Raw genomic sequence first — 13,459 nt, 5'->3', positions numbered from 1 at the left:
TTAATAGTGTCAATCCATAAGTGATAAAAATGATAAATGTGATAGAAACAGAACGTCTTTACCTTAGGCAATGGCAAGCAAGTGACTTTGCTGTTTTTGCTGAAATAAATGCTGATCCTGAGGTAATGAAGTATTTTCCCAAGTTATTAACGCCTAAAGTAAGTGACATCATCGCTAGTAAATGCCAGCAGCTTATTGCTAATCAAGGCTGGGGGCTTTGGGCCGTCAGTTTAAAAGATAGATCAAAAGAGCATGGGGCTTTTATTGGTTTTGTTGGCTTGAATGATACCCACGCAGAGATGTCTTTTGCCCCTGCTGTCGAGATTGCATGGCGACTACATAAAGATTATTGGGGACAGGGTTATGCTACCGAGGCGGCACGTGCGGCGCTGAATTTCGCTTTTACTGAGCTGTCGCTCGATGAGGTTGTGTCATTCACAGCGGTTATCAATGAGCGCTCGCAATTGGTTATGGAGCGCCTTGGCATGATGAATACCCGCGCCAACTTCTATCATCCAGCCCTTGACCCTAACCATCGGCTGGCTGAGCATGTACTTTATAACATGACGCGGCAACAGTGGAACAATCAGTTAGCAGGCTTGTGACCACAAATCAATGCCCACACTCTGATATTAACAGGACTACTCGAAGATATTACTACCGTTATACAACACAAGGTAAGGTTTGCGATATAATTTATTTTCTATTAAATGTAAAATAAGGTCGTCTTATGAATCGTACACTGTGGTTAGTCATTGGCATCATTAGTATTCTTGGCGGTATCTTTGCATTTTTTAATCCTCTTAGCGCCACTTTGGCCGCTGAGCAGTTAGCAGGTTTTATCTTCCTTTTAGTGGGTGTTTTACAGTTTATCGCCTTGTTCCGAGCACATAGTACCACTGGAAAAGTGCTGGCTGCCATCGGCGGTGTACTTGGTGTATTAATTGGTATTGAATTATTACAAGATCCGTTGCAAGGAATATTAACCTTGACCATGGTAATTGCTATTTTATTTATGGCAACAGGTATAGTCAGAGTTTTTGTTGCTTTCGGTCTCCGTCGGACAGTGGCTTTTGTCCCAATATTACTTTCAGGTCTGCTCTCGATTATATTGGCTATCATGATATTTACCAGTTATCCGCAGTCAGCGACGTATATTCTTGGCATACTGTTAGCCGTCGAGTTGATATCTAACGGCATATCATTAATTATGTATTCACGTATACAATCAATTGTGGTGCGCAATATATAAGTTTAGTTATATAGTCAGAGCATTTTTAAACCGCTACGGTGTTACCCGCTCTAGATGTACTCAGTGTACTATCAGCGGTCGGTCGCCTTATAGCGATTCTAAAATTCCTTGACTATAGCAATAAACAAAAAAGACGCTATTTATAGCGTCTTTTTTTATTTCATAATTTATTTGAATATCACATCTTAATAATGCGTAAAGCCTAAGTGCAATGTGTAATACCTTACCCTTGTATACAAATCGTATTAAATCAGTTACAGCAGAAGATGAAAGAAAAAAATATATTGAAAGCAAAGCAGATGTGAGAGATTGAAAGAAGTGCGCTTGGTATGATATAAGCGCACGGGTCAGTATGGCAGCGTGTCGTATTGATATGTAATGGTATATCAAGTGGTTTGGTTGAATTAACTAAGAAATCTTAAGCCAGACGTTTTCAATGCCCATACCATCTCAACAAAGGCGCGGCTATTAGTCAAAGGCTCGCCATCGATGATGAGGGCGTAACCTGAACCATCAATCCATAAAAACACAAAGCTGGTCTCAGGAATCAGTAAGTCAACTTGTTGAAAAAACGAGATGGCTTGGCTTTCGACCGCCCAGCCACGTTGTTGTTGGCGGATCATAAAACCTGAAAAGTCAGCAGCTGCAACACTTAGCATGTCCGCTTCTTCTTGGCTGTAACCGATTCGTGCTAGGCAAAACCCTTCATCAGAGCCAATAGCGGCACGGCGTTTACCGGATAAGCTGGCAACCACATACGGTAAAAACTGGTCCAATGGCAGATTGGGTGCGGGTAACAACAAAGACAGCTTTTCAATCCAGCCGTGTTCTATAAAGCTCTGTAGCCATTCGTCAGAATAACGCTCAAGCCAATCAGCGGCGAGCAACGTCTCCCCATAGGACATTAAGTCTTGTAATGACAGCTGTTCATCAGTGGGCTCACTTTGTGAAAATGCCTCAAAAATACCGGCTGGAGTGAGGGTTAGATACGTTTTATCAGCATTTAAGTAAGAGGACATAGCGGCTACCATTGTGATGAAAGGGTTAAATCGGCGATAAATTAGGTCTTGATGGTCTGATCAAGATGCTGTTGACAGTTGTTCCAGCGCTCATCGAATTGCCAGTCGCTTTTACCCAAGCGAAACCATACTAACGAGAAGGCAAGTCGATCATTGCGAGCGATACAGTGAGCAAAGAATTCGTTTTCGATCTGCTCAATCGTGCCCCAATCTTTATCTTCACGCGCTTGCATGAGCTCAGCGGTAATGTCTTTGGATATTTCTTTGGCATCATCGCTACTGATAAGCAACCGCTGTTTTTGCTCATTGAGAGACGGTGATATCAGGACACTCCAGCGAGTCGCCAGCATACTATTGCGTTGAATATATCGCTTCTTACTAATACAATCGCGAAACCCTTGCTGGACATGAGGGTACAAGCGATCTTTAATACGCGTAAACAGGTTATTTACATCGTAAGGAATGTCATACCAACAGCCATAAAAAAAGTCTGCGACGGCACCTTGCAGCGGCTCTTTTTCGGTTAAAAGTAATGCGGCATTGATACGTTGTTCATGAAAATGACGGTTATTGGGTGCCAAAAACACTTTACGCGAATATAAACGAAATACTCGGCGCGCTTCCATCTCATTTTCTTTGATAAGGTCTAAATCAGACATAATAGTGTCCTTTAAGTCATAGTGTCTATTGTATGGCTAACAGCTTATGGCTAATATCGTATGGTCAAATGATATAGCCACTATTGAGCGACAATAAGCTATGACTTCACTAAGCGAAACGGTGCAACGTGCCAATTAATAAGTAATAATTAATCAAGTAAAGTTTGCATCAAATCTATCATAAATTCAGCATCTTCTTCGTCCATGGCTTCAAACCCTTGAGGCATGCCAAGTTCAGCCAATGCTTCTCTACCATCGTCATCATTATGCAAGTTCAGGATCGCATTCATGAATATTTCTGTATCAGGAAAGCCATCTTTAATCAGTAATACATGGCTAATATCTGCCAAATCACTTTCGATTAGCACTGATAGCTGAGTTTTGGTCAAGCGTGAAAAGCTATGAAAAATCTCTGCCAAGAAGAAAGCCGCTTGAGCATCACCTTTGATGACTTTACGGGCGGCTGCCTGATAAGTCTCAGTGATATCCCAGTTAAGATCAGACTCTTCTATATCCACAGCTTCTAGCAAGCGTAAGCCAATCAGCTTAACATCACGGTTGTCTGCCATTGCTACGGTCGCACCCGCTTTAATGTCTTCTAAGCGCTTGATATCACTGTTTGCCGCAGCAGCAATGACCATCTCATCCGATTTGCCGATAGGGCGTGCAACAGCGCGATAGCCTTGTTCACGGATCAAAGTAGCTGCATCAAATGGGTTGGCATAGATAACTTGAATGTCACCTGCCTCAATGATTTTCTCTTGTTCAGCATGTGAGGTAGGTATATTCAGATGCATATTTAGGTTGGCACGTTTTTGAATCAAAATATTAAACATGTGCCAGCCTGCAAAACGCTCAGGAGAAAAATCAGGGGCGATTAACATATTGTGTGTCGTCATGATTTAGCCTTCCTCATTTTGATTCATTTGGGCATACTGAGCCATCGCAGCTTCGATTTTGCTACGTGATGGCTTACGGCGTACCGAGGTATAACCCACTGTTTCGCCGCGACGAATGTTTGGCACAACGGTCGCATAGACCCAATAGTGACTACCATCTTTGCATAAATTCTTAACGTAGCCATGCCATTTTTGCCCCGCCGCTGCGGTATCCCACAAATCTTTATAAGCGGCTTTTGGCATATCAGGGTGGCGCAAAATAGATTGTGGCTGACCAATAAGCTCATCAACGCTGTAGCCACTGATTTCGACAAAAGCATCGTTGACGTGAGTCAGCACACCATCCAAATCGGTACGCGATACAATCAGCTTGCCATCAGGATAAGGGCGTTCAATACCAGTATCATAGACAGTCCGCGATGTACCATCATAATAAGTCAGAGTAATCTGCTCAGCGGGCATATCAGGCTTATGTGCATCAGGGATTGGAGAACCCATCGTAATCTCCTTTATTTATCGTTATATTTATAATGATTAAAAAGCCAATCTGGTGTGGTAGTTGTCGACAACATCATGTTGCCTTTCAGCTCAGTCGTCGTCCCAATATTTATCAGGCCATTATTCCACACAAATAATGTGTGCCATCTTAAATATTTTTTATGAGACAGTCACCTCATTTTGATTTAAAGTCATATTTATCAGTCGCGCTATGTGATATGACATTAAATAATAAAAAATGTGTTATCGACAAAAATCCAAATTTACCAATTAGATAAGTTTTGCAAGGGCTTCTGAGGCACGCTTGATATCTAAGAATATCAAACCAAGTTTTGCATTCGGTTTTGCCATAATAGTAAGTACCGCTTCATCTCCAGATGAGGTCATAATCACGTAGCCTTTTTCACCTTGAATCATAATACGATCGATACTACCACGTGCCAACTCACGACCTGCGCGGTCACCCAATGACAATAAAGCCGCTGACATAGCGCCAACACGGTCTTCATCAACGCCCGTTGGTAGTGCTGAGGCAATCATCAGACCATCGTTAGAAATAAGGGCAGATGCTTCAACATCGGCTGATGAGCTGTTTAGGTCTTCCAAGATTTGCTGGAATGAATCTGTACGCATATCGCTTTCTCTATGACGGGTTATTCAATTAATCAAATAACAGTTAGTAATGGTGGAGAATAAATGTTGACTAAGTCAGCTATTATAAACCCTTGCTGTTAATATTGATATACATCGGCTCAAGCAAAAAGCCAAGTTTTTGGGTTTTTATACCGTTTGGTGCTGATTATTGACCTTTCGTCTTTATTAAACGGTTATCAGTCTACAAATTTCCATTAATATTTGATTTGTTTACCGATTAGAAAAACGAAGGCTTTTTAGTAATGCAGGACTATTTTTAGCACAATCAATGAGATCTGTAAGCTCATCAGTCGGTATCTCAAGGTTCTATGAAAAGGTGCACTTTAGACTGTGCCAATAAAAATCGCTTATAACTTTTCATGATGGTGATATTTACTAGACTTATACGCCTCAAAAGTGATATATATTATGAGATAAAAAATGTTCTTGTCTCTGAATTTGGCATCTAGGCATAAATTCAGTCAGCTTTTTTAATCCCATTTGTCTCTACACAAGCCAGCGTGTCGGGGCAATTTCAGTTTTACACCAGTGTCTACAATCCTCTCGTTTGTTGTCATACGACGTGACATCGGTGTAAGTAAGCACGATTACCATTTTTACCTTAAGGAAAAGATATGAGTATCAGTCAGGCCATCGAAAAAGTCGAAGCGCGTTACGCCCATCAACCTGAATTCGTTCAAGCGGTAAAGGAAGTTGCAATTACGATTGCGCCGTTATACGACGCCCACCCAGAATATGATACTTTTAAAATATTTGAGCGCCTCGTTGAGCCTGACCGTGTTATTGCTTTTCGTATTAACTGGGAAAATGACCAAGGTGAAGTTCAGGTTAACCGCGGCTGGCGTGTCCAGTTCAGCAATGCCTTAGGTCCTTATAAAGGTGGCGTGAGATTTCATCCGACTGTCAACCAATCTGTTTTGAAGTTTTTAGGCTTTGAGCAAATATTCAAAAACGCTTTGACTGGATTGCCAATGGGCGGCGGTAAAGGTGGCTCTGATTTTGATCCCAAAGGCAAAACAGATAGTGAAATCCGCCGTTTTTGCTATGCCTTTATGCGTGAACTACATCACTATGTGAATAAAGACATCGATGTGCCCGCTGGTGACATTGGCGTGGGTGGGCGTGAAGTCAGCTATATGTTTGCTATGTATAAGAATTTAACGCACGAATACGGCGGCGTTTTGACCGGTAAAGGCGTTGGCTTCGGTGGCAGTTTAATGCGTACTGAGGCGACAGGTTATGGCGCGGTGTATTTCTTAGAAAACATGCTTACGGCGCAAAATGACGATATCAAAGGTAAGAGAGTATTGGTTTCAGGTGCTGGTAACGTCTCATTACATGCTGCTGAAAAAGCCCATATGCTGGGCGGCATCGTCGTCACTGTGTCAGACTCACAAGGGACTTTGTATGATGAAGCGGGTCTAACTCAAGAAAAAATTGATTGGCTCAAGGCGCAAAAAGCAAAAAGCAAACCGTTGGCTGAGTACGTCGATGTTTATGGTGGAGAGTGGTTTGCGAAGCAAAAGCCGTGGCAATTCAAAGGCGATATCGCGATTCCATCAGCGACGCAAAATGAAGTCAATGAAGAAGATGCCAAGCTCATGGTTGAAAATGGCATCACATACGTTGTCGAAGGTGCCAACATGCCATTGACTGCTGAAGCCATCGACTATATTCGTTTGCACCGGGTGCATTATGCCCCAGGTAAAGCCGCCAACGCGGGCGGTGTAGCAGTCTCTGCGCTTGAGATGTCACAAAACTCAGTACGTCAGTATAAGAGCTTTGAGCAAATCGACTTGCGCCTCAAAAATATCATGAGAAATATCCATGACTGCGCAGCCGATGCCTCAGAACAGTATGGTCAAACGGATAATGGCTATATCAACTATATGGCTGGTGCAAATATCGTTGGCTTTAAACGAGTTGCCGATGCATTGGTTGCTTACGGTATTTTAAACTAAGCACTTTTATCATAGCCACCTATTAACGAATAACGCGTCTGTTTTAACGATAGGCGCGTTTTTTATGGATTAAACCTACCGTGAACAGTCAAAGTAGTTTTTATAAAGCGATACGATTGACCTATTGATAATATGTGTTTTTTAAAAGATAATAATTTTAGAACACTCAATAAGATTAATTTTGTGGAGACCGTTATGAGCAAGATTTTCAAGCCATTTTCGCTAACGACTTTGGGTACTCGTGCTGCAGTAGTAGTGGGTGCGGCTATGTTGACTACGACAATCTATGCATCTACACAGCAACCGCTAGCAAATGAGGTGCAAGCCGCCAAAGCCAGCAGAATAAGCTTACAACAAGCAATAAATATTGCGGCGAAAAAGTCATCTGGTCTATTGATGAGCGCCAGCTTTGATCACGATGATGATAAAGCGCAAGGCGGTGTGTATGAGATGGAATTTGTAACCAGTAGCCGAAACTATGAAATCAAAGTCGACGCCATGAATGGTAGAGTGATCAGTACGGATGTGGAACGATTAGACAGTGATGATCTGGTAGATTATAAGGCACTTAAACAAGCGAAGATTGATGTTAAACAGGCAATGAAAATTGCTGAAAAACAATCGGGCGGCCGTGTTATCGAGATTGAGTTTAAAAACGACCGAGATTATAGTGATCATGCGTCCTATTATGAAGCTGATATCCTCAAAGGTAATAGTATCGTTTGGCTAAATGTTGATGCCAATACTGGCAGTGTATTCAACAATAAGTTTAAGAAATAGCTAAGTAAGTTAGATAGATAGATAGATAGATAGATAGGTAGGTATCGCTAATAGTCGTTTTTCTTGCTACTTAGTTTTTTGAAAATGAGATACCAAAGCCGCGTGTTTATTATTAAAAAAGCCCCAGTCATTGAATGACTGGGGCTTTTTTAATCTTAGTAGTTAGATAAGTTCGCTATACCGTCTCACGCCACTTGCCTTGAACCATAATGCCGTTAATAGGGTTTAGCCCCATCTGATAAGCCAAATCCGCAGGTCGGGCGATATCCCATAAGACCAAATCTGCATCACAGCCAACTTCTATTTTACCCTTATTAGACAGTCCTAAAGCCCTGTGCTGCGTTGACAGTCACCCCTGCCAAACTTCTTCAGTCGTTAAGTAAAATAGCGTACAGCCCATGTTCATCGCAAGCAATAACGAGGTAAGTGGTGAGGTGCCAGTTACAATCAGTAGAAATAGCCATAGGTACTTGGTGCCTGAGTAATGCCTCAATGGGTGGCAACTTGGTATCCCGCAGGGTATAAAATGCGCCGGGCAATAGAACTGCAACCGTATTACTGGCCGCCATTTTTTTGATATCGTCTGATAAATCTAATGGTCGCTTGATAGCCCCTTATATTCAGCAACCAAGGCGCTGCCACCTATGTCAGATAATTGCTCAGAATGTAGTTTGACTGGTAGGCCTAACACACGTGCTACTTCAAAAACCCGTCTGATTTGCTCAGTGCTAAAGGCTATGTTTTCACAAAAGCCATCGACCGCATCGACCAAGCCTTCTGAATAGTATCGGTAACCATGTACAGACTTGCTCGATATAGTCATCCGAGCGGTCCTGCATGTGAGACTTGTATTCAGGTGGCAAGGCATGAGCCGCTAGATATGTGGTACTGACATGAATGTTGTGTTTTGACCAAGCTGGCGAGCAACCGTGAGCATCTTGCGTTCAGTATCTAAATCTAAGCCGTAGCCCGATTTGATTTCGATACTGGTCACGCCTTCTTTCATGAGTGCTATTAAACGTTTTTCACTTTGTGCAAATAGCGATTCGATACTGGCAGCGCGGGTAGCGGTGACGGTTGAGACAATGCCGCCACCTTGTGCAGCAATGTCTTGATAACTAGCACCTTGCAAACGTGCCTCGAACTCGTTACTGCGATTGCCACCATAAACGATGTGAGTGTGACAGTCGATAAGTCCAGGAGTTATCCATTTACTCTACGTCTGTGATTTGGTGGTCTTGATAGTGAGTCAGATGAGCAGTGATTTGATTGTGCTCACCAATCCAAGCAATGCTGCCATTTTTAATACCGATAGCAGCATTGTTTAATTGGCCATATGGGATGCTATTTGTATATTCATCTGTATACATGCCAAAACCATACTGCGCCGAAAAAGTCGCAAGATTGGCATTGATAATGATGTGGTCAAACGATGTTAGGATGTCTTTATCATCTGTAGTATTGATAGATTTTTCGAGTATCTGTGCGCTAGAGTTGTTCATAATAAGCTCCTGCTTAATACTATAGTCAGGTGAATATATAAAATTCATCTTTAAAGTTTTATTCATAAGTCTTTATTTGTAGAGTCAGTAAATGCTGCTCTATAATAGTCGCTAATAGTCTTGCCGCAACTTTGCAGCTACGTGCATCAATATCAAAGGTGGGATTAATCTCGGCAATGTCGGCCATTTTTACTTTACCAGTAGCCATAATGGTTTTTACCATGCGTTCAACAAAACCAAGCCCAATACCATAAGCCGCTGGGGCACTCACACCGGGCACAACACTGGCAGGCAAGCAGTCCATATCGATGGTCAGATAAACCACATCGACCTGATCTATAAAGCTTTTCACTTGTTCAAAAAGTGTGTCCCAAAGATGATAGTGACAGTCTTCATCACTGATAACATGCACACCCAATTGCTCAGCGCGATCGAAAAGCGCCGTCGTGTTAGAGAAGCGACTGACGCCAATACAGCAATAGTGAAAAGGCTGACCATGTGCGTCAAGATGCTCGGCAATTTGGCGAAACGGTGTACCAGAAGTCGCCACATCAGATTGACGAATATCAAGATGGGCGTCAAAATTAATGATGCCGATGGTAGGCATGGCATTTGCTTCGCTTTTATTTTCTAATGCCTGCCATAGTCCCAAAAAACTACCATAGGCGATGGCATGACCACCACCAAGACCAATGGGCAAGCCGCCTTGTTTGACGATAGCGCTCACTTTATCCGCATATTTGAGCTGAGCTTGCTCAAGAGTGTGCGCAGCAAAGTCATCATCGTCGTGACAATAGATATCGCCTGCATCACCCAACAATGTCGCCAGTTGATTATCATAGCGTGTTTGCAATGGCGCAATGACCGGCAGTGTCGCAAACGCTCGGCGAATCAGCGGCGGGGCAGCTCGTGCACCCACGCGGCCTTGATTGCCCTACCCCTTGATCACATGCAAAGCCGATTAGCCCAATATTTTGATCCTCGTAAGGCTTTGCGAGCTGATACCAGTAGCGGGCACGTGCCGTCTCAAATGGCTCTGCACGGCCGGTCCACAGCATCATGTCAGCCGGTGTGACTCACGGTTGTGCTAATTTTCGTCATGGACATTGCTCATTCCCTTCAATTATCTAACGCTTATTTAGACTCGTACCAGTTGCTACGTAATGACTGCCAGTGCTCAGCAAGCGTACCGTCTAATACCAATTGCTTGGCCGCTTCAATATCAGGCGCTAGGTAGCGATCTTTGTCATAGAAAGTCACTTTCTCGCGCAGTTTCTTATGTGCCACTGTTAAAGGCTCTGAAGTCTCTAATCCGCGATGAAAATCAATCCCTTGACCGGCAGCCAATAGCTCAATACCGATAATGGTGGCAGTATTCTGTGCCATCTCGTATAGGCGGCGTGCGCAGTAGGTGGCCATGGATACATGGTCTTCTGGTTAGCAGATGTCGGGATACTGTCAACGCTACCCGGATGAGCGATTTGTTTTCTGAGGCAAGCGCGGCTGCGGTCACATGGGCGATCATAAAGCCTGAGTTTACCCCAGCATTGTCGACCAAGAACGGCGGCAGACCACCTGACAGCGTCGCATCGATTAGCAAAGCGACACGGCGCTCAGACATAGAGCCAATCTCGGCGATTGCCAAGGCCAGAATATCAGCGGCAAAAGCGACTGGCTCAGCATGGAAGTTACCACCTGAAATAGCGACTGGGCCATCTTCATTATTAAAAATAAGTGGGTTGTCTGTCACCGCATTGGATTCGATTAGTAGCGTTTTTCCTGCTTGGTTAATGATATCAAGGCAGGCACCCATGACTTGCGGCTGACAACGCAGGCAGTAAGGGTCTTGAACTCTATCGTCTTGCTCACCATCGTGTGAGGCACGAATAGCACTGCCTTTGATTAATTGACGGTGCGCTTTGGCGATTTCAATTTGACCATGATGCCCACGTACTTCGTGAATACGCGCATCAAATGGTGAATCCGAGCCTTTGGCAGCATCAATCGACAGTGAGCCTACAATGGTGGCGGTCTCAAGCAAATCACGCGCTAAGAAATAACCCCGTAATGCCAATGCGGTTGAGACTTGAGTACCGTTGATAAGTGCGAGGCCTTCTTTGGCTGCTAGGGTAATTGGCTCAAGTCCATGCTGTGCTAGCGCGTCTGCTGCAGGCACTTTTTCGCCAGCGACAAACACGTCACCTTCACCCATCATTGCAAGCGTCATGTGTGATAAAGGTGCTAAATCACCAGAAGCACCAACTGAGCCTTTTGCCGGAATGTTTGGCGTGATTTGATTATTGATTAAGGCCAGTAAACTGTCTACCACCTCACGACGTACGCCAGAGACACCTTGAGCCAAACTAGCAACTTTCATGACCATAATCAGTCGTACTACGCCGGCAGAAAGTGCTTCACCAGTACCCACTGAGTGAGAAACAATCAGGTTACGTTGAAGTAGCTCAAGCTGATCATCACTGATACGGGTCTTTGCTAACAGACCAAAACCAGTATTGATGCCATAAGCGCTTTTGTCGCGTGCAATGATGGTGCGTACATCTTCGTGTGAGGCATCGATGGCTTTATAAGCACTCTCAGGTAATGTCAATATGACAGGCTGCTCATAGATATCACGTAGCATCTTAAAGCTAAGCTGGCGAGGGTGTAGCGTTAATTGTTTGATATCGTTCATAGGGTGATCCTAGTATTGTAAGACATATGGATTATATTATTTTTGATTCATGTCTTTGTTGAAATGACGTTTTTTGAATGTTTTTAGTTAACATGATACTTGTTATTAAATTTGTTTTTTTAGCCAATCCAGTTGAAGTACATGGCTAGATGTCCGAATGCAGCAGCCAATAAAATACTGAGTACCACACGCTCAAACCAGATAATGACCATTTTTCCGACAGATAATGGTATTTCAGTGGCAAGCACACAAGGAATCATGGCAGAGAAAAACAACACGCTGCTAATAGAGATGACCCCTGCAACATAGCGAGTCAATATATCAGCCTCACTGAGGAGTAGTGCTGGCAAGAACATTTCAGCCAATCCCGCTGACATGCCTTTGGCGGCAACCAGAGGCTCTGGTAAGCCGCTAAGCAATGTAAATGGATAAAGAAGCAAGCCTAAAGCATCGAATACAGGCGTATATTTTGCTAATATCAATCCTGTCAAGCCAACCGCGATGATAGAAGGCACAATCGCCGCTGCCATCGTCAGCCCATCGCGAAAGTTAGACCATAAGATTTTTTTTAGGTCAGTGGCACGGCGTGAAGTGGACAAACCCAAATCAAATGCTGCCGCCAGACGTGTACCACCTTTATGGTCTAAAGCGGGACGTTCAACGCTATCATCAACAAGACTAATGGGTGGAATACGAGCAGTAATCGCAGTGACGATAAAGGTAATCACTAGCGTAGACCAAAAAAACAGGTTCCAAAACTCCATCAGACCAAGCGTTTTGGCAACAATGACCATAAATGCCGCTGATACGGTCGAAAAGCCAGTCGCAATGATAATGGCTTCGCGCGCTGAATATTGCTTTTGCAAGTAGACACGATTAGTAATGAGCAGCCCGATAGAGTAGCTACCAACAAAGGATGCGACCGCATCAATCGCTGATGAACCTGGGGTTTTCCAGATAGGTTTCATAATCTGCATGAGCACACCGACCATCTCGAGCAAACCAAAACCCACCAAAAATGCTAAAATTAATGCCCCAAGCGGTACAATCATACCGACGGGTAATGCCAGTTTTTCAAACAAAAACGGCAGCATGTCCTTTTCCATCATAAAGGCAGGCGCTACGTCAGCAACATACATCACTGCCAGTATCAGACCAATGATTTTAAAAGCAGTCATAATCATGTGGGTAATGTTTTTACGCCATGAGCCGTCTATAAATGGCTTGCTTACCCCAAAGATCATCAGTAAAAACAATAACGTCACAGACAATGTATGCTGCTGATTGACCAGATAAGTTGCCCCATGATCGAACAAAATCGTGCTTTTCTCACCAATGGTAAATGGCACAAAAAACATGACCAAACCGATAGCACTAAAGACTATCAGTTGCAGTAACGCTACAGGTTTAGACAGTAGTGATTCAGTTGGTGTCGCTGCTGCATCCTTGAGATTTAGTGTCGTATTTTGCTCAATCACATTATCCTCCTTGATAAAATGTCGATGATATCCTTATGTCAAGTAATCACTTATAAGGATAAAGG

The 13,459-nt window shown here is 43.5% G+C and carries 10 protein-coding genes and 3 pseudogenes; 4 read left to right on the top strand and 9 right to left on the bottom strand.

All coding sequences use genetic code 11. The features are described from left to right. The first annotated feature begins 29 nt into the window (after positions 1 to 29). Both G7Y90_RS17150 and G7Y90_RS17145 read left to right on the top strand, forming a co-directional pair. Positions 30 to 605 (top strand): GNAT family N-acetyltransferase, encoded by a 576-nt coding sequence (locus G7Y90_RS17150; RefSeq protein WP_250163026.1) that lies wholly within the window; start codon positions 30 to 32, stop codon positions 603 to 605. A 125-nt stretch (positions 606 to 730) separates the two neighbouring features. Beyond that, positions 731 to 1,252 carry an HdeD family acid-resistance protein gene (locus tag G7Y90_RS17145; protein WP_250163025.1) on the top strand — a complete coding sequence of 174 codons (522 nt, stop codon included), beginning with the start codon at positions 731 to 733 and terminating at the stop codon, positions 1,250 to 1,252. 404 nt (positions 1,253 to 1,656) lie between these two features. Here G7Y90_RS17145 and G7Y90_RS17140 read toward each other — a convergent pair whose 3' ends face one another. From G7Y90_RS17140 to G7Y90_RS17120, 5 genes are all read right to left on the bottom strand, one after another. Next, a complete protein-coding gene (locus G7Y90_RS17140; protein WP_250163024.1) occupies positions 1,657 to 2,271 on the bottom strand; it encodes a hypothetical protein in 615 nt (204 codons plus the stop codon). Positions 2,272 to 2,312: 41 nt separating this feature from the next. After that, on the bottom strand, positions 2,313 to 2,930 hold the full coding sequence (locus G7Y90_RS17135) for a hypothetical protein (protein ID WP_060491697.1): 618 nt from the start codon (positions 2,928 to 2,930) through the stop codon (positions 2,313 to 2,315). Positions 2,931 to 3,079: 149 nt separating this feature from the next. After that, positions 3,080 to 3,829 carry a PhnD/SsuA/transferrin family substrate-binding protein gene (locus tag G7Y90_RS17130; RefSeq protein WP_193216818.1) on the bottom strand — a complete coding sequence of 250 codons (750 nt, stop codon included), beginning with the start codon at positions 3,827 to 3,829 and terminating at the stop codon, positions 3,080 to 3,082. Positions 3,830 to 3,832: 3 nt separating this feature from the next. Beyond that, positions 3,833 to 4,327, bottom strand: a complete 495-nt coding sequence (locus G7Y90_RS17125) for a PAS domain-containing protein (RefSeq protein WP_055124629.1) — start codon at positions 4,325 to 4,327, stop codon at positions 3,833 to 3,835. A 270-nt stretch (positions 4,328 to 4,597) separates the two neighbouring features. Beyond that, positions 4,598 to 4,960 carry a roadblock/LC7 domain-containing protein gene (locus G7Y90_RS17120; protein WP_010201036.1) on the bottom strand — a complete coding sequence of 121 codons (363 nt, stop codon included), beginning with the start codon at positions 4,958 to 4,960 and terminating at the stop codon, positions 4,598 to 4,600. Positions 4,961 to 5,595: 635 nt separating this feature from the next. Between G7Y90_RS17120 and gdhA the strand changes: the two genes are divergently transcribed. Together gdhA and G7Y90_RS17110 are read left to right on the top strand one after the other, a co-directional pair. Continuing rightward, positions 5,596 to 6,942: an NADP-specific glutamate dehydrogenase gene (gene gdhA, locus G7Y90_RS17115; RefSeq protein ID WP_250163023.1), complete on the top strand. Its 1,347-nt coding sequence runs from the start codon at positions 5,596 to 5,598 to the stop codon at positions 6,940 to 6,942. A gap of 195 nt (positions 6,943 to 7,137) precedes the next feature. Then, the gene (locus tag G7Y90_RS17110; protein WP_250163022.1) at positions 7,138 to 7,722 is read left to right on the top strand and encodes a PepSY domain-containing protein; all 585 of its coding nucleotides are present in this window, start codon (positions 7,138 to 7,140) and stop codon (positions 7,720 to 7,722) included. A 175-nt stretch (positions 7,723 to 7,897) separates the two neighbouring features. On the opposite strand, the pseudogene hutI reads toward G7Y90_RS17110, so the two are convergent. The 4 genes and pseudogenes from hutI to G7Y90_RS17090 form a co-directional block, all read right to left on the bottom strand. Next, positions 7,898 to 9,092 (bottom strand): annotated as a pseudogene (gene hutI / locus G7Y90_RS17105) (imidazolonepropionase). Positions 9,093 to 9,282: 190 nt separating this feature from the next. Further along, positions 9,283 to 10,285: pseudogene (hutG, locus tag G7Y90_RS17100) on the bottom strand (formimidoylglutamase). 73 nt (positions 10,286 to 10,358) lie between these two features. Continuing rightward, positions 10,359 to 11,916 (bottom strand): annotated as a pseudogene (gene hutH / locus G7Y90_RS17095) (histidine ammonia-lyase). Between the two features lie 119 nt (positions 11,917 to 12,035). Next, positions 12,036 to 13,394, bottom strand: a complete 1,359-nt coding sequence (locus G7Y90_RS17090; protein WP_250163020.1) for a YjiH family protein — start codon at positions 13,392 to 13,394, stop codon at positions 12,036 to 12,038. Between the last annotated feature and the right edge of the window lie 65 nt (positions 13,395 to 13,459).

It is taken from the genome of Psychrobacter sp. WY6 (assembly GCF_018448495.1).
Classification (GTDB): domain Bacteria; phylum Pseudomonadota; class Gammaproteobacteria; order Pseudomonadales; family Moraxellaceae; genus Psychrobacter.
This window is presented reverse-complemented; position numbering and strand designations above follow the sequence as displayed.